Consider the following 18,907-nt stretch of genomic DNA (forward strand, 5'->3'; position numbering starts at 1 on the left):
ATGAAAAGTATCCCCTTACTACACCCAATCAGCAGTTCTTGGCGTCAAGTAATTGCTTCTACTTGGAAGCTATTATTTTTAGGAATTGTTCTAAGTTCGTGTCTCATATTTTTATCGGGTTGTCAAGCTTCAGCACAAAAAGATGATGGAGTAATTCGCCTAACACTATGGCAAGGAATTAATCCCCCAGCTAATCGGGATGTGTTTCAAAAACTAGTAGATAAATTTAATCAAACTCATCCTGATATCCAAGTAGAATCTATCTTTGCAGGTGGACTAGACCAACAATTGCCGAAAATTCTCGCCGCAGTTGTGGGGAATGTACCTCCAGATATTTTAACTTTTTACCCGCAAATTACAGGTCAGTTTGTCGAACTAGATGCGATTCGACCTTTAGAAAAATTGCTGGAAAAATCACCCGTCAAATCGGAAGTTAGCCCCAATTTATTAGAGGCATTAACATTAGATAATCACCTTTGGTCAGTTCCACTTTACACAAGTAATATTGGCATTTTTTACCGCCCCGATTTGTTCCAAGCAGCGGGAATTACACAAACGCCAAAAACTTGGGATGAATTAAGAGACGCTGCGAAAAAATTGACTATAGATAAAGATGGCGATGGTCAACCCGAACAGCATGGAATGTTATTGCCATTAGGTAAAGGTGAATGGACTGTATTTAGTTGGTTACCCTTTTTATGGAGTGCTGGAGGAGAAATAATTACTGATAATCGACCCAATTTGACTACCGATGCTGCTGTTACTGCTTTGCAATTTTGGCAAGATTTAATTAACGATGGTTCGGTAAAATTGTCTGCACCTGAACGGGGTTATGAAGAAGACGACTTTATTGCCGGTCGTGTTGCTATGCAGATTACTGGCCCTTGGACTTATATCATGAAGTCTGATGTGGATTATCAAGTCTTTCCTATGCCGGCTAGTGTGGAACAAGCTACAGCTATTGGTGATGGTAATTTGTATGTGATGAAAACCACACCAGAGAGAGAACAAGCCGCTTTCAAATTTTTAGAGTTTGTTTTGAGTGAAGGATTTCAAACAGAATGGAGTATTGGGACGGGTTTTTTGCCAGTAAATATTAAATCTACCCAAAGTGAAGCCTTCCAGCAATTTATTAATCAAAAACCTGTGCTGAAGGTGTTTCTAGAACAAATGCCCGCAGCACGTGGTCGGCCAATTCTTGCGGGTTATAGTAGTCTATCTGATAGTCTTGGTCGAGCCATTGAGGCCTCCTTGTTGGGTGAGTCTCCAGAAAAAGCTCTGAAAACAGCCCAAGAGCGTCTAGAACTAATTTGGCAAAATAAGTAAAGGTTTGTGTTTGTAGTCAGGACTTTAGTCCTGTCTTATCAACCCCTACGCGCATACCCTGTCCTGACACCCTTTAATCATCCAACACAATTAACCCCTGTTCCTGGAGCGCATAAAGTTTAGAACGTTGTTCATAATAAGCTGTAGTAGCAGCAGATTCCGATGCAATTAAGCGACGAATAACTTCATCGGGTTGGGGAATTTGTGCATGGTCAATATGAACATAATCCAAAATATTGAGACGATACCAATGTGCAATACTAGGATGCAGGCGTAACTTTTCTCGTATGCGGTCAGCGGCTATAAAATTAGCTTGAGTAAATAAGCTGTGCCAATAATCACGGGGCCGTAAATTGATATGCCCATGCGCTTCTTGACCGGGAACCCCGGCGGAAAATATGACAACTGGAGCAACTTTAGTTAGCCAATTAGCTATGGTAGGAGAAACTTCTGGTTCTAGGTGTTCGGCTACTTCTAGCGATAAAGCTAAATCAAAAGATTTATTGGTGAAAAGGTGAGCGATCGCAGTAGGATCGTTGAGATTTAGAGAATGAAATTCTACTGATAATTCGGCAAAATCTGGTTGAGAATAACCATCAACTGCTGTAACTTGTACCCCTATTTTAGCCAGTTCTCGACTAAGGTGACCGGGGCCGCAACCAAACTCGACGACTGTTTTTGGTTGATAAATTTCCCAAATAATCGCAGCTATAGTTTGGTAATCTGTATCAAAAAACCAACTTTTAAAATAATCGGCGGGATACGAGACAGTTTCATTAGTCATTATGCTTTTGCTCTAGGTATGTACGGTTATGATTACGCGCTAATTTTATCAGGCTCTGCGATAGATGTGCCTGTAGTGAGTGTAGACGAAAAAATACTTGCCTATTCTGATGTCAAAACTATTTCTCCCTATTGATTAAAGGTTGTTCAATCCATTAGGTCAATTGGTGATCAATGTCAGATAATTGTGCTTATTTTCCTAAACCCAATCTATCGAGAATAAAAGCATACTCAAAAGCCAATTCACGCAAACTTTCATAACGTCCAGATGCGCCGCTATGTCCTGCACCCATGTTGGTTTTTAACAACAAAATATGATTATCTGTTTTCAGTTCTCGGAGTTTGGCTGTCCATTTAGCGGGTTCCCAATATTTAACGCGAGAATCGTTTAACCCTGCGGTAATTAATAAATCTGGGTAGTCTTTAGATTCTACGTTATCGTAGGGTGAGTAAGATTTCATGTAGTCATAATAAACTTTGTCGTTGGGATTTCCCCATTCTTCCCATTCCATTGCTGACAATGGTAGGGAGGTATCTAAAATTGTGGTGACAACATCTACAAAGGGGACATTAGCAACAACGGTTTTAAACAAATCAGGACGCATATTGATGACTGCACCCATTAATAAACCGCCTGCACTCCCGCCAGTAATTGCTAGGCGATCGCTTGCTGTCCAACCTTGATTAATTAAATACTCTCCACAGGCGATAAAATCTGTAAAGGTATTCTTTTTTTGTAAGAATTTGCCGTCTTCATACCACTTGCGCCCCATTTCTTCACCGCCGCGAATATGGGCAATGGCACACACTACACCCCGGTCTAACAATGTTAATCTTGTTGATGAAAATGATGCTGGGTAAGAAGAACCATAGGCACCATATCCTGTTAATAACAAGGGATTTTTGCCGTCTTTTTGCATTCCTTGTTTGTAAACAATAGATATGGGAATATTTGTCCCATCTGGGGCGGTGGCCATTAGCCACTCACTCTGATATTGAGTTTTATCGTAGCCACCCAAAACTTCTGTTTGCTTTTTTAATTCTCTTTCATTTGTTTCCATATTGTAATCGAAAACAGATGCCGGCGTAATGAAAGAGGTGTAATGAAAGCGGAGGATTTTAGTATTAAATTCTGGATTATTGCCTTCGTAAAATTCATAAGTTGGTTCAGGAAAAATAATATTGTTTTCCTCACCTGTGGATAAATTTTGTACCCTAGCAGTTGGTAATCCGCCTTTTCTTTCATAAATTACTAAGTGGTTGGCAAACAGGCTCACATCTAACAGCAATACATCGTCTCGATGGGGTATTATAGTTTGCCAATTTTCCAGTGATGGTTGAGCAACAGGCGTTTTCACTAATTTAAAATTAGTGGCTGCATCGTTGGTAACAATATAAAAGTTGTCATTATGATGTTCAACACTGTATTCTATTCCCGTCGTGCGTGGGCGAATAATTTGCAACTCACTCTGGGGATTGTTGGCATCTAAATAATGTACTTCTGTGGTGATGCTACTTTGCAAATGCATCATTATATATGCTTGGCTGCGGGTTTCCCCTACATATAAATGATAAATATCATCTGTTTCTTCATAAAGCAGCACGTCTTGGTTTGCCGCAGTTCCTAACGTGTGTCTAAACAGTTGATAAGGACGGTTGGCATCATCAATTTTAGTGTAAAAGCCTGTTTGGTTATCGTTGCCCCAAGCAAAAGAAAAATAAGTTTCGGGAATTGTTTCTGGATACAATTGATATGTATTTAAATTCAGAAAATACAGTGTGTACTGTTCCGAACCACTAGTATCAAATGAATAAGCTAATATTTGATGATTAGGACTAATTGCGAACACACCTAATTCAAAAAACTCATGTTCTTGGGCTAATTCATTTTCATCGATTAAGACTTCTTCAGTAGCTTCTAAACTACCCTTTTTTCGGCAATGAATGGGATATGCTTTACCTTCTTCGGTGCGTGAATAATAATAATATTCATCTTTACGGTATGGCACTGATAAATCTGTTTCTTTGATTCGTGCCAGCATTTCATTGTAAAGCTGGGTTTGCAGAGCTTCTGTATGCTGCATCATCGCTGCTGTATGGGCGTTTTCTGCCTCTAGATAGGCAATGACTTGGGGATTTTCGAGATCGCGCATCCAAAAGTATTTATCTATGCGGCGATCGCCATGTAACTCTAAAACATAAGGTTGCTGCTCGGCAACTGGCGGGTGGGTGACGATATTTTGTAAAACGTTATCTTTATTCATATTTTTTAACCTGTAGCAATTATCCAGCAACTAGCTATTGGTAACAGAGGATGAACTAGAACTTTTTGTTGGGCGATGAAAGTTTCTTTTCAAGGTACACAAGCCAATTGCTGGTATAACTCCGAGAATAACAGCCGTAAATCCTTGTTCACTCCAATACAATATCGGAGTACGATTCATTTCTGGAATTAAATCCTGCACTTGAGACAGCGACCAAACAAAAATACTAATCAAAAAAAAGGCAACAGAAGGCAGAAAATTCCATAACCACGCTTGTTTTGTGTAGCGTCGCAACACCAGCCATTGGCACATTCCCAGCCAAATTCCGGAAAGAATGTAAGAGACTGTTGACAAAACGCCGAGAATGATAGTGACTTGTGGAGATGCTGTTTCATTTAAAGAAGCGGCAATAGATGAAATATAGTTTACCCAGGCGATCGCTACATTGTTGGCAATTAACCAACCAGCACTAGTGGCCAAAAACCATAGCCCACCGGAGAGATAGCGACGCAAAACCAGGGCTTGATCGGCGGCAAAAATAATCGCAAACACAATGCTACCGAGTAATCTCACCCAGTGAAAAGAATCAGATGGTGGTAGGCTGCCTAAGATTGTTTTCTCTAAACCTATACTGGTAATGCCACCCACAACCCATCCTAAGACCGTCATCAAAGTAAACAAAAAGCAAAATTGCCGTCTATGGGAACGGGGAATCAATAATTTTCTTGGTTGGGAGGTAGATGCAGCACGAGAAGGACTATTAGAGTCAGTTTGCATATTGAGATTGAGGGAGTGGGGAATAGGGAGTGGGGAATAGGGAGTAGGGAAGAATATTTAATTACGAATTACGAATTGCGAATTACGAATTACGAAAGCGTAATCCCAGAATGATAAGCTAAACAGTGGCATAAAAAAAATGACTTAGGATGAAGTGTTAAATGGGTGTTTCGTTAACGGCTCCTCATCTCCTCCGGGCTGCTCGTGGTGAAGTAGTAGATCGTCCCCCTGTCTGGATGATGCGTCAAGCGGGACGATATATGAAAGCATATCGAGATTTACGGGAAAAATATCCTTCTTTCCGCGATCGCTCAGAAATTCCCGAAGTGGCGATTGAGGTTTCCCTACAACCTTGGAGAGCATTCGGGCCAGACGGAGTGATTTTATTTTCCGACATTGTTACCCCATTGCCTGGGTTGGGCATTGACATGGACATTGCGGAAGGTAAAGGCCCAATCATCCACTCGCCCCTCCGCACCCAAGAACAAATTGATCGCCTGCGTCCTTTGGAACCAGAAGCAGAACTACCTTTTATCAAAACCATTTTGCAGGCATTACGCCAGGAAGTAGGCAATCAATCCACCGTGTTAGGCTTCGTGGGTGCGCCGTGGACATTAGCGGCTTATGCAGTTGAGGGTAAAGGTTCTAAAACCTACTCTGTGATCAAAAACATGGCGTTTTCCGACCCGACCATGTTACATCAGCTGTTAGCAAAATTAGCTGATGCGATCGCCGTCTATACACGCTACCAAATTGACTGCGGCGCTCAAGTTGTGCAAATGTTCGATTCTTGGGCCGGCCAACTCAGCCCCCAAGATTATGACACTTTTGCTTTGCCTTATCAGCAAAGAGTTTTCCAGCAAGTCAAGCAAACCCATCCTGATACACCATTGATTTTGTTGGTTAGCGGTAGTGCAGGTGTGTTGGAAAGAATGCCCAAATCAGGTGCAGATATTGTCACCGTCGATTGGGCTGTAGATATGGCAGAAGCCAGAGCTAGATTAGGCAAACACGTGAAAGTCCAGGGAAATCTTGACCCAGGTGTGTTATTTGGTTCCCAAGACTTTATCCGCGATCGCATCATAGATACTGTTCGCAAAGCTGGTAATTGGGGTCATATTCTCAATCTCGGTCATGGTGTACTACCAGAAACTCCCGAAGAAAATGTTGCTTTCTTCTTTGAAACAGCCAAGCAACTCAAAGCTGTAGGAGTTTAATTGTATTTCCTCAATCTCCTGTGGGGTGGGCATACTTCGGCAAGCTCAGTACAAGTCTTGCCCGCCCTTACGAAACAAGCTTTAATTTAATTGGTGTTAGGTGTTATTCAATGACAAAACTTTGGTTTAGGTTTAAAAATACAAAATAATTTATCTAACCACAGAGACGCAGAGAACACAGAGTTAAGAGGGGAACTTTTAAGTTTATTTTTAATTCTTCATTTTTAATTACTAAGTTTTATTTAAAATTTCATAATGAGTCAAAAGAGAATTTTAGTCACCGGTGCTAGCGGTTGTATAGGCCATTACATAACAGAAACTTTAATTCAAAATACTAATCACGAACTGTTTTTATTAGTCAGAAATCCCAGCAAGCTGCAAGTTGATACTACGGTACGCCCTGGTATCAATGTTTTGCAAGGTGATATGCAAAAAATTAATTTGTTGGCTGATTTATTACCGACAATTGATATAGCGGTTCTCACAGCTACGGCTTGGGGTGGCGATGAAACATTTGATATTAACGTCGTCAAAACCCTAGAATTAATGAAAATGCTAGATCCCCAACGCTGTGAACAAGTAATTTATTTTTCTACAGCTAGTGTTTTGGATAGAAATAATCAACCCCTCAAAGAAGCTGGGGAAATTGGTACAGATTATATTCGTTCTAAATACGACTGTTTACACAAAACTGCGGAATTAGAAATAGCTCCCAAAATTACTAAAGTTTTCCCAACTTTGGTTTTAGGTGGCGATGACCATAAACCTTATTCTCATCTCACATCGGGAATTACCGAAGTTGTCAAATATATTAATTTAATTCGCTTGTTGCAAGTAGATGGTAGTTTCCATTTTATCCACGGGCGAGACATTGCGACTACGGTGCAACATTTAATTGAACATCCACCCCAAGCAAACGAACCACGCCAATTGGTTTTGGGACAAACAGCGTTAACAGCAAACCAAGCAGTAGAAGAAGTTTGTGCTTATCTGGGTAAAAAAATTCGTTTTCGTATTCCTCTATCTATAGCATTAGCTAATTTGATTATTGCTGTGTTCCGCATTCAAATGGCTGCCTGGGATCGGTTCTGCATAAACTATCGCCATTTTAATTATGAAACTGTGGTCAATCCTGCTAGTTTTGGTTTACCAAATTACTGTGCAACTATGAGTGATGTTTTACAAATTAGCGGTGTTAAAGGTGTTAAATAAAAAAGCGGTTAATTAATTAGCTAATTGCTCAATTTTCTCCAGGATCATGCCACATACCAGTCAATGAAAGTGTACTGTTATTTACCTGAATTGGGAACAGTTGCTAAAAACCTTGCCGTGCGCTCTTGCTGGGGGGGAATAACAAGCTCCCTCTATGTTTTCTCCCTTGCTCCCTGCCCCCTGCTCCCCTGCCTCCTTTGACTCATCTGTTTTAAAACTCAGTAAGGAGATTACCTCCTAGAGGATGAATATTATACAACATAAAATCAAGTTGCAATTAAGACCATTAAAGCAGTAGCGCAAATTGGAAAATTTGACAATCTTTAATCCTCAATCTAGTTAGCGTATAGTCATAATCTGTTAGCAAGCAACAAGACTGGATTTATGGTTCGAGAGTTAGAAAGAAAACGTCAGAGTGCAGAGTTTCCTGAAACAGCCCCGGCTGCCAATCCGGTATTTTTCAGAACCTACAGCCGTAGGACAAAAGCAGGATTAAGGGAAACATGGGATGAAGTATGCGATCGCACCCTCCAAGGCATTATAGAATTAGGCAAGCTCACCCCAGCCGAAATTGCCATCCTAGAGGACATGCAACGTAACCTCAAAGCTTTACCTAGTGGACGCTGGTTATGGGTAGGCGGTACCGATTGGATAGCTAAACAAAAGAATTTTTCTGGGGCTTATAATTGCACCTCCACCAACCTGCAAGACTGGAGTGCATTTGGATTGATGATGGATTTGGCCATGATGGGCTGTGGTACTGGAGCCATCATTGAACCCCAATATATTAATCAGTTGCCTCCCATCCGCAATTACCTAAATGTTACAGTAGAGGGACAAATTGGTAGCACGCCGAAAGAACAACGTCGTGAATATACGGAAACCCATATAGAAGGTAACAGCGTCGCTATCCACGTGGGAGATAGCCGAGAAGGTTGGGTGGAATCTTATAAAAGCTTGTTGCAACTCTCCACAGATGAAAGATTTTCTGGGGAAGTACAAGTAATAGTTAATATCAGTGATGTCCGGACAGCCGGAGAAACTCTCAATGGCTTTGGCGGAGTTGCCAATCCCGTCAAGTTACCCGCACTGTATCAAAATTGTGCATCGATTCTTAATAAAGCAGTAGGACGACAATTAAATTCAGTAGAATGCTGTTTGTTAATTGATCAGGCTGCTGTAACAATTGTTGCCGGCAATATTAGAAGAAGCGCGGGTATGCGTCAGTTCACTGCTGACGATCAACTAGGAGCCACAGCCAAAGATAATTTATGGCAGCAAGACGAAAATGGCAACTGGCGTATTGACCCAGAGCGTGATGCTTTACGGATGGCAAATCATACCAGAGTATTTCACCGCAAGCCCACATTAGAAGAATCTATAGAAGCTGTACGTAAACAATATTATAGTGGCGAAGGTGCGATTCAATGGGCGGGTGAAGCTGTAGCCAGAGCAAACTGTGATTTACTCACAACACACGCCTTAAAAGTTGATTTCTTGAAAGCTTATGAACAAGGAACAGCCAAGCAATGGTTACAAGAACGCCATCCAGAGCTTGATGCTAATGAGCTAGAGCATCGTTTAGGTCGTTACGGTCTGAACCCTTGCGGAGAAATTATAGGTAGCAATTTTCACTGTAATTTATCAGAAATTCACTTAAATCAAATTGATCCACATAACTATAAAGAACAAGAGTCAGCTTTCACCGCCGGGGCGCTATCGGTAGCAGCACTTTTAAACCATCAATTTTTAGAACCCCGCTACCAAGAAAGCCGGGAACTAGACCCCATTGTCGGAGTTTCATTTACCGGGTTATTTGATTTCTTTGTTCATGCTTTTGGCGTGGACTGGCTGCGTTGGTGGGAAGAAGGCAGACCCGAAACCCCCCAAGGATTAGCCTTTAAGCGCGAAGAAGCAAAATATCTCAGCTTCTGGAAAGATACAGTACATCGAGTTGTGTGGGAATATTGCGATCGCCACAATATTAAACGACCTAATCGCTGTACTACAGTCCAACCCAGTGGCACCAAATCTCTCTTAACTGGTGCTAGTTCGGGATGGCATCCCCCCAAAGCCCAGAGATTTATTCGCCGCATTACCTTCGGGAAAAATGACCCAGTAGCCTTAGCTTGTATAGACTACGGTTACAACGTCATTCCCTCCCAATCTGACAAAGACGAACAGGGTAATTTATTAAATGATCCCTTCGATCCCCGCGTCAGTGAATGGCTGGTAGAAATCCCCGTTGCTGTACCTTGGGCTGATGTACCAGGCGCTGATCAAATTGATGTTTCTCAGTTCTCTGTGTTAGCTCAATTCGATTTTGTCCTGCAAGTTCAACGCTTCTATGTAACACATAATACATCAGCCACCTTAGAATTGCGTTCTGAGGAAGTTGAAGCCTTAGGACATAAAATTTACGAAACCATTCAAAATGACGAGGGATATATCTCCGCAGCACTTTTAGCCCGTTTTGATGACCTGCAATCATTCCCCCGTTTACCCTTTGAGCCAATAGACAAAGCTACTTATGAGCTTTTAAGTGAAGAAGTGAAAGCGCGACGGCAAACAGACGACTTCTGTGCAGTCCTCAGCCGCTATGATTCCGGTGAGTTGACAGAAGCAGGCCCTAGTGGCTGTGATTCTGATAAGTGCATGTTTCCCGACCAACAGCCGACTAATTAGGAAGTAGGGAGAAGAAGCAGGGAGGCAGGGGGCAGCACTTCGGCTACGCTCAGTGGACGGGAGCAGGGGGGAAAGACTTCTAGCTATGACCAACATTTTCCCTATTGCCTTGTCCCCTTGTCCCTTTTTATTCCCTACTTCCAACCTAAGTTACGATCAGTTAAGAACTGATAATTTTTTATGACAATACCAGGAGATTCTTAAAATATGTTCATTGATGAATTATCACCAATATTTCAACAGATGACCAAGCACCCCATTTCATTTATGGGTGGGTTTTTCTCTGGTGTGTTGCGACTCAACCTCAAGGATGATCCTGTTAAAAGCTGGCTGGATAAACAAATCTACTCCACTGGTTACACTTCCTCAACGGTTGAAATGCATAACGGTAAAGCTACCGGGCCTCAGCAAATTTCAATTGATTGAAATGTTGACTAATTTTCGTTGATATTTCAATATATTTAAGCCCCTTTCCGCGTCGGAGAGGGGTTGGGGATATGTCATCGAACTCACGTTAATAAAATATTTTAACTGTGTCAGTTCACTACAGTTCTTAGAATAGACTTTTTGACTTTTGACTTCCGCGCAGCGGCACTAGGCTTTATTTTGTACATAAATATCTCTGATAGGAAAGGGAATTTCAATTCCTTCTTCCTGATAGCGCTTATGCAATTTCTTAATAAATAAATGTTTAGCAATTCGCTGGTCAAAATATTCATTGACTCGCATATACAGTCTAAAATCTATACTAAAATCATTAAAAGTATGAAATCGAATATTGGGTTCAATTTCGATTAATTGGGGTGCAATTTCTTGCATGACATCTTTGGCGACTTCTACAGTCACTTTTTCTACATATTCTAAATCTGAATCATAACTAACACCTACATCTAGTGTTAAAGTAATTGCCTTAACTGGTAGATGATAATTAGTAAAAATTGCCGAAGATAGCCGCGAATTGGGTACAATAATTACATTATTAGAAAATTCTTTGATGGTTGTATTTCGCCAATTAATATCTGTGACGTAACCTTCATAACCACCATCTAATTTTAAGTAATCTCCAGTTCTGACTTGCTTAGAAATAATTAGATAAAAACCAGAAAATAAATTTGCCAGTGTATCTTGTAGGGCCAAACCAACGGCTAAACCACCAACTCCTAAAGTAGTGACTATTGGTGTAACTTCTACACCTACAGTTTGTAAAAGTATAAGTGTGCCTAAAGTTAAAACAGCAATTTTTGCTAAATTAGAAATTAGTGATGCGGGTACTCCTTCTTTTCTGCGAATAAATATATTCACGAAACCAGCAGCCAGTCTTGCTAAAACCAAGGTGACTGAATATAGAAAAATAATGGTGATGATTTTTTGCAGCAGGATTTTAAAATCATTGCTGATGTTAACAGAAGAATAGACAATTGCCCCAAAGAAACCAGCCAGCACGAACCACAGAAATGTCATGCGGTTTAAGGCGGGAAATATTACTTCACTCCCTGGTATCTGTTTTTCTGTAACAAATTTTCTCAGTTTTTTAAAGATGACTTTTTCCCCAATTAACCCAGCTAGCAAGCCAACTAGAATAAATACGACTGGTACAATCCACTGCTGCATCATCAATTTGAAATTTTAGATTTTCAAGGAAAAACTTGGGATATCTGCCATAGCAACGCCATGATTGCTAGATTTTACCTTGTTTAGTTGCCTGCCTGCTCCCTAATCTCAACTCTTTAGTAATTGGTGTCAGACTATGGTTCAAAATAAGAATCATGGAACTGCCAATTATTTACCACCCAGATTATATTGCGCCTCTGCCTACAGGGCATCGCTTCCCCATGTCCAAGTTTCGACAACTATATGAATTGCTGTTGGCTGATGGTGTGGCGCAAACATCACAATTTCACATCCCTAAACGCCCGCCTCTGGAGTTGATAGAGTTAGTTCATACCCCAGATTACGTTCAAGCTTACTGTGAGGGAACACTAGAACCCAAAGCACAGCGTCGTATTGGTTTGCCTTGGAGTCCAGCCCTAGCTAATCGTACCTGTGTAGCGGTTGGTGGTACAATACTTACTGCCCAGCTAGCACTTAGTCAAGGTTTAGCTTGTAATACAGCTGGTGGTACACATCATGCGTTTCCTAGTTATGGTTCTGGTTTTTGTATTTTCAATGATTTAGCGATCGCCTGTCGCGTTTTACAGAAATTGGGGTTGGTGCAAAAAGTTCTAATTGTGGATTTAGATGTGCATCAAGGGGATGGTACGGCTTTTATATTTCAAGATGATGAGAGTGTTTTCACCTTCTCCATGCACTGCGAAGTTAATTTTCCTGGTACGAAACAAACCAGCGATTTGGATGTACCCCTAGCTGTGGGTATGGAAGACGATACTTATTTACAGACTTTGGCCCATTATTTACCAGATTTATTATCTCAGGTGCAGCCAGATTTAGTATTATACGACGCAGGTGTTGATATTCATGTAGGCGATCGCTTGGGTAAATTAGCCGTGACGGATACCGGAATTTTTCGGCGGGAAATGCAGGTTTTAAGCACTTGTGTAGGTGCAGGTTATCCCGTTGCTTGCGTCATTGGTGGCGGTTACGCCGATGATATGCAGTCTCTCGTCTGGCGACATTCCCTAGTACATCGCGCTGCTAGTCAGGTTTATCAGCAGTATCGGCTATGAGTTAAAGATTAAAGTTATGATTTTTTCATGGGAGCAAGGTAATTTTATCTCCAAATTTGGGATAATCTAAATTATGTATCTATTAGTGTTCATTTCTATTTTTTTATTTTTTATTCCCAATTATTAAATTATTTTGGATTAATCATTTAACCCAACATGAGGAGATTCAAGATTATCAATGCCGACTTTTCCAAATAAAATTAATTTAGAAAAATGGGGTTATAAATGTGTCGGATCTGCGGCTAATGATGAGATGCTTGATTTGTTGGGTGATCAACCTTGTATTTTCTATGTACGTCGTCAAGGCCCAGGGAAACATCCAGCGGAAGAAATTTGGGAATTAACAATAGCAACAGATAGAGATGATTTTACCTTACCCACTAAACTAGAAAAGCAAGGCAAAACTTTAGGACTCAAAGCCGCTGTTCAACAAGATGGATATGGTGGGTTAAAAATATTATCTACTCGATTATTACAGCTACCACGGGGACGCGCCGATGGTTATGCTGTACCCTGTCGCTTGCGTCTATTACCTCAACGTATTGGCATTCCATCAGCAACATGGGCATATATCACAGATATGCCAGTATGTGGAGATCATGTCCCTACAGAAGATCAGCTAAAAGCTTGGAAGGCATTTTTACAAGTTGAGGAAAACATTGCTAAAGCTCGACAATTTTGTGTAGCTTTTGTCGGTTATGATTATGGTTCAAATCCCAGGCAAATTATCTTAGAAATTGATATTAAATCAGCCACCATAGATGGTTCTGAAGAAAATTATTTGCAGGTAAATAACTTTTGGGAACGGGTAAAAAAGTCAACTAACGAAGATGTAAAACTTTGTGAAACTTTACCTCTAGGAAACAATACTTTTAAAATTCCAAAACTTGGTTCAATTGATAAATTTGATGCTAAACGTTGCTTAATTAAAGTAAAATTAGAACGAGAATTAGCTGAATATATTGCTACTAAACGTTATCAAATACCAGCGAAGGGATTCTTATTTTTTGATGCAGCCGGTGATATTCAACAGGTTCGCCGCAAAAAAGAAGCATTAGAACAATTAAGGCAAGGATACACACAAAATCCCTATTTAGGTAACTTCTTATTTGACGCTTCCCAAGCCAGGCGCAATCACAAAACCGTAACGTTGAAAGCCGAGGATTTATTATTATCTTCTGCCAATGCTGGACAAAAAGCAGCCGTAGAAAAAGTATTAGCATCGGAAGATTTAATTCTCATCCAAGGGCCGCCTGGTACGGGGAAAACCACCGTAATTGCTGAAATTTGTTATCAAATCGCCCTGCGGGGTGGACGCACTCTCATAGCCTCTCAAGCCAATTTAGCTGTTGATAATGCCCTCAGTCGCTTAGTTCACAACCCAGTCATCCGGGCTGTACGTAAGGGACGCGCTGAAAGAGTCGGGGAGGAAGGACAACCTTTTTTAGAAGACCAAGTTATTGGGAGATGGTTAGAAAATACTGCGGCTGACTGCGAAAATAGTTTGGCGAAACGCCAAGAAAATGTGCAAATTATCCGCGAATTGTTGACATCATTACCAAGATTTACAGCTTATTTGCAACTTGAAGAAGACTTACATCAGCAACAAAGTGAATTTAATAAAAATAAAGAAGTAATAGCAGAAAACTTAAAACATCAAGAAACAACTTATCAGGAAACTTTAGCTAAAAAAGATGAAATTGCATCTTTGCTTTCCGGTTTAAATCATTTACTCAAGTCTGCACCCCATGTTAATTGGGAATCTCCAGAAGTTGCCGAGGTATTACCACAACTCCAGCCATATACACAAAATAATAGTTTAATCCAAACTTTTTTAACCAATGTTCGCCAAGCTATTAAGTATACAGATGAATTAGGCTTAGTTCGTCCGGCTTATGGTGCATTTGGTTTAGCAGTTTGGTTGCGTGAAACAGTAGCCACAGAGATTTCTGAATATAGTACAGCATTTGTTTATGCCCAAAATGCAATTATCGCTATGTCAGAACTTACGGCGGCGCTAGAGGTTATTCAACAAAGTTCGACTAAATTAAAGCAAACACAAATAGATGACCAACAATTACTAGCCCAACAACACAGCCTACAACAAACAATTCAAGGTTGGCAAAACCGCAAACGAGAAATTGATTATCTGATTGAAGCAGTTAAAGAATGGAAATCTACAGCACCTTTGGAATTATATCAAATAATCAAAGACTGCCAGCAATCCGGGACACCTTTAACAGAAGAAACGGTGCAATTACCACTGGGGTTGTTGCTGTTTGCTAATCAATTAAAATTATCTCTAGTTCCCAAAAAATATCAAATTAACCTACCAGATTGGGAAGCTTTAAAAAAAGCTTTAACTTATGAAGCTGATGGTGGGTTTGTTGATAGACAAGGTAAACAGCATAATTTTAGTTACTTTTTAGAGCAAAATTTTAGTCAAATACCGATGGTGTTATCAGCGAGCGATCGCACCCAATGGCGTAAGATATATGAAGAGTTCAATAATTATCAGCTACTTAACCCCAATCAACGAAAGCTGCTAGTAGAAAATACCCAATTGTTTTTGCTGAGAATGCAAAAAATGTATGGTAAAGCCTGGGAATTAGATAATATTGACTTTACTCTAAAACAGATTACTCAAGAATTATTAGAAACAATCTTGACAAATGCCCGCCAATGCGTTGCTAGAATTAAAAGCCAAACAGAACAACAGCTTCAGTATCTACAACAGCAATTAAATGAAGTTCAAAGTCAGATAGTTAACCAACAACAAACATCCGCCAATCAAGCGCAAATTGCAGCAGCCAATTTAAAACTTGAGCGAGTTATTGAGATTTTGCAATTACTTAACCAACAACAAAATGTCCCGGAAAAATTACGTGCTTTAGTTGCAGAATATCTGACAACACAATCAAACATTTGGCAACATACACAAGACTTTGTCACAAAAGTAAATACTTGGCAAAGTGCTAGCAGTAATTTGGAAAGTTTAATTTTATCGCTAGAGCCTTTTACTATATTAGAAATTATCAAAAAATCGCTAGATGAACACCTAAGTAATCTAATAGAAGAAAATACACTTGCTAAAAAGCAACTTAAAAAAATTCAAACCCAACTAACTAAATTAGAGAAACAAAACCAGATACAGGCATCAGATGATTTAATTTTAGCTAGAAATTGGTTACAGTCGTTTTGGCAAGCCATACCTGAAAGATTTCAGCCGGAAAATAGAGATCCAGACTTGTTGAATTTGGACTTTATCCGCAGCCTTCAAACACAGTTTAATTCTTGGCAAAACCAACTTACTCAAGAAGAAACTTATCTCCAGAGATATCAACATTTTACCGAAGATTGGATTAAAAAAGTCAAAAACCCATCAGAGCGCGATCGCAATGATTTAAGACGCATTTATCTAGATAATGCTAACGTAGTGGGTATCACTTGTGTACAAGCCGCAAATTACAATTTCTCCCAAGAATTTACAGCCTTTGATGTGGTGATTATTGATGAAGTTAGTAAGTGTACTCCACCAGAGTTACTCATCCCAGCTTTAAAAGGTAAAAAATTAGTCATGGTAGGTGATCATCGACAACTACCACCCATGCTTGATACTAGCACCGTAGAAGAAGTGGCCCAATCACTTGGTAGTACAAAATTCCAATTGCAATTTTTAGAAGAATCACTATTTAAAATTCAGTTTGAAGCTGCTGATAATAGCATCAAACAAATGCTAACTACTCAATATCGAATGCACCCTTTTATTATGGGGGCAATTAATCAATTTTATGATGGTAAACTAAAATGTGGATTATTAGAGCCAGATACCAAACGCGCCCATAATTTAGTAGATGACATAATTCAACCAGAACATCATCTAATTTGGGTAAAAATGCCCTTAGAAAATCAATTTCAAGAACAGCGTGAAGGTACTTCCTTCGTTAACATACAAGAAATTGATGTCATAGAACGTTTGTGTCAACACTTTGAGAAAACTTGGAGTGCTAGGGTTGCCAATGGGGAAGAAAAAAAACAAATAGCAGTAATTACCTTTTATGGCGCCCAATTGCGAAAAATTGATGAACGTTTACAATCTGAACTTTTCCCTTCATTGGAAATTCGTACTGGTACAGTTGATAGATTTCAGGGTATGGAACGCCCAGTTGTGATTGTCAGTATGGTGCGTAATAATAATCAAGGAGATGTGGGATTTGCCAAAAAACCAGAACGGGTAAACGTGGCATTTTCTCGCGCCCAAGAACTACTAGTAATTGTCGGTTGTCACGATTTATTCACCCGTCAAGGTGGTAAAGTCGGCAGTATGTATTCAGAAGTGGCCAATACTGTTAGTAGTCATGGAGGTTTCGTTGATATTTCACGCCTTTTCAGCTAAACCTATTGACGATAAACTGAAAAATGTAGTAGAAGAGATTGAAATAAAAAAGCCTAATTTATTGGTTTTATCAGCACGCCAATTTCGCTATAGTTTACATCAAACAACTGTCGAAATATCCATTAAAGAACCGCATGAATTTAACGTACTTGAAGAATTTATCATCCGCGCTGGTTTGGAATTTGATCCTCCACTAACAGAAGATGAATTAGCATCTATCTTGGCACTTGATCCTATATTTGTCCGCCGTACCGCTGCAAATCTGAAAACGTTACAAACTCTATCATCAACATCACCAATTACAGTCACAGATGAAGGGCGTTCCTTTTATGAAAAAGAGTCTGTACCCCAGCCACCACAATCTGTACAAATTTATGCTATTGCCGATTCTTTAGGCGGAAACCTCAGCTTTCAATCAGAACCATTAAGCGATGTACTGGTAAAGTTACCTGATTTAGCAGAATTTATTAAAATCTCTCAAAAAATTCCCGATATAGCTTCCTTTTCTCTTGCAGAAATTCAACAAAGTATGCAATCTTCAGATTTAGATTTTCATACACCAGAAGCAGGGAAAATTGTCACCGGCTGTAAAGTAGTATCTCCCACGAAAACAATTTGGAAAAAAATATCTCTATTTGTAATTTTTGACCCATTGGCAGATAAAATCAGTATCCAAATTAGAGGTGGAAAGCAAATTCAGTCTGCTGCCAAATGGCTAGATTCATTGCAAGCTAAAAATAAAATATCTTTGTCGGCGTTATGTAAATCATCAAATGAAGCTATCGATTTTGAACGCGAATCAGCTTTAAAACATAAAAATGTAGAAATAGCAGCTAGACTCGCCAAAATTAATCAAAATGCTGTACAGTTACGCGATGGACAAATTGCTACCACCTGCTTAGAAATTTTAAATGCAGCCACAAATCAAATTCTCATTTATTTGCCTTGGTTGAATCAGACTGTAGTTGAGCCAGAATTTTTGAATTTGCTACAAAAATTAGCTAACCGTGGCGTTTGGATTATCATTGGCTATGGAATTTCGCCAGAACAGGAATTAATATCATCAGAAATAGCAGTAAAACTTCGTAATATCAAAACTGTTGATAATTTACCAGGTGTACAGCTTTTATACTTGGGCGATTCTCATATTAAAGAAATCATAGTTGATCAAAAAACTTATCTTTGGGGATTTCATAACTACCTTGATTATCGTGGTGAACTTCTACCAACAGGTGAGTCAGTTTATCAAATGAAAATTCCCCAGCAAGTCGAGGAAGCATATCAATTTCTGGTTCATCGCTTGCAAAGCCAAGCAGAAAAACTCTGGAATCATGCTGTAGAAAACCGTGATTCTCAACTAGCCATAGAACCTCTGTGCGTATGGGGTGCGCTGGGAATGGAAGATACAGCATTAAAGTATATAGAAAGCCACAACTGGCTAGAACTTTCCCCGGAGTGGCGAAATATCATACTCCGCAACTTAAAATCGCCAAGATTACCAACTGATTTAAAATGAGTTCCACAGATTAGCTGAAAGTAGAATAAAATTATCCTTCACTTAAC

Annotated in this window: 12 protein-coding genes; 8 read left to right on the forward strand and 4 right to left on the reverse strand. The window is 39.8% G+C overall.

From position 1 onward, the window contains the following. Entirely contained in the window at positions 1-1,326 is a 1,326-nt protein-coding gene (locus ACM0OS_RS01470) for an ABC transporter substrate-binding protein (RefSeq protein WP_414541377.1), read from the forward strand. Between the two features lie 73 nt (positions 1,327-1,399). On the opposite strand, the gene ACM0OS_RS01475 is transcribed toward ACM0OS_RS01470, so the two are convergent. The 3 genes from ACM0OS_RS01475 to ACM0OS_RS01485 form a co-directional block, all read right to left on the reverse strand. Next, positions 1,400-2,110: a class I SAM-dependent methyltransferase gene (locus ACM0OS_RS01475; protein ID WP_414541378.1), complete on the reverse strand. Its 711-nt coding sequence runs from the start codon at positions 2,108-2,110 to the stop codon at positions 1,400-1,402. A gap of 190 nt (positions 2,111-2,300) precedes the next feature. Further along, complete coding sequence (locus ACM0OS_RS01480; RefSeq protein WP_414541379.1) at positions 2,301-4,373, reverse strand: S9 family peptidase; 2,073 nt, start codon at positions 4,371-4,373, stop codon at positions 2,301-2,303. 30 nt (positions 4,374-4,403) lie between these two features. Next, the gene (locus tag ACM0OS_RS01485; protein ID WP_414541380.1) at positions 4,404-5,150 is read right to left on the reverse strand and encodes a hypothetical protein; all 747 of its coding nucleotides are present in this window, start codon (positions 5,148-5,150) and stop codon (positions 4,404-4,406) included. Between the two features lie 161 nt (positions 5,151-5,311). Between ACM0OS_RS01485 and hemE the strand changes: the two genes are divergently transcribed. From hemE to ACM0OS_RS01505, 4 genes are all read left to right on the forward strand, one after another. Beyond that, positions 5,312-6,367, forward strand: a complete 1,056-nt coding sequence (gene hemE / locus ACM0OS_RS01490) for a uroporphyrinogen decarboxylase (RefSeq protein WP_414541381.1) — start codon at positions 5,312-5,314, stop codon at positions 6,365-6,367. A gap of 255 nt (positions 6,368-6,622) precedes the next feature. Continuing rightward, on the forward strand, positions 6,623-7,579 hold the full coding sequence (locus ACM0OS_RS01495) for an NAD-dependent epimerase/dehydratase family protein (protein ID WP_414541382.1): 957 nt from the start codon (positions 6,623-6,625) through the stop codon (positions 7,577-7,579). A gap of 357 nt (positions 7,580-7,936) precedes the next feature. Further along, positions 7,937-10,264: a ribonucleoside-triphosphate reductase, adenosylcobalamin-dependent gene (gene nrdJ / locus ACM0OS_RS01500; RefSeq protein ID WP_414541406.1), complete on the forward strand. Its 2,328-nt coding sequence runs from the start codon at positions 7,937-7,939 to the stop codon at positions 10,262-10,264. Between the two features lie 207 nt (positions 10,265-10,471). After that, entirely contained in the window at positions 10,472-10,690 is a 219-nt protein-coding gene (locus ACM0OS_RS01505; RefSeq protein ID WP_414541383.1) for a hypothetical protein, read from the forward strand. A gap of 168 nt (positions 10,691-10,858) precedes the next feature. Here ACM0OS_RS01505 and ACM0OS_RS01510 read toward each other — a convergent pair whose 3' ends face one another. Continuing rightward, positions 10,859-11,875, reverse strand: a complete 1,017-nt coding sequence (locus tag ACM0OS_RS01510) for a mechanosensitive ion channel family protein (RefSeq protein WP_414541407.1) — start codon at positions 11,873-11,875, stop codon at positions 10,859-10,861. Positions 11,876-12,030: 155 nt separating this feature from the next. Between ACM0OS_RS01510 and ACM0OS_RS01515 the strand changes: the two genes are divergently transcribed. The 3 genes from ACM0OS_RS01515 (at position 12,031) to ACM0OS_RS01525 (ending at position 18,860) form a co-directional block, all read left to right on the forward strand. Beyond that, positions 12,031-12,948 carry a histone deacetylase gene (locus ACM0OS_RS01515; RefSeq protein WP_414541384.1) on the forward strand — a complete coding sequence of 306 codons (918 nt, stop codon included), beginning with the start codon at positions 12,031-12,033 and terminating at the stop codon, positions 12,946-12,948. A gap of 178 nt (positions 12,949-13,126) precedes the next feature. Beyond that, positions 13,127-17,344, forward strand: a complete 4,218-nt coding sequence (locus tag ACM0OS_RS01520) for an AAA domain-containing protein (protein ID WP_414541385.1) — start codon at positions 13,127-13,129, stop codon at positions 17,342-17,344. Further along, positions 17,307-18,860: a hypothetical protein gene (locus ACM0OS_RS01525; RefSeq protein WP_414541386.1), complete on the forward strand. Its 1,554-nt coding sequence runs from the start codon at positions 17,307-17,309 to the stop codon at positions 18,858-18,860. The genes ACM0OS_RS01520 and ACM0OS_RS01525 overlap by 38 nt, the downstream gene beginning before the upstream one ends. The last annotated feature ends 47 nt before the right edge of the window (positions 18,861-18,907 follow it).

It is taken from the genome of Nostoc sp. CCY0012 (assembly GCF_963920855.1).
GTDB lineage: Bacteria > Cyanobacteriota > Cyanobacteriia > Cyanobacteriales > Nostocaceae > Cyanocohniella.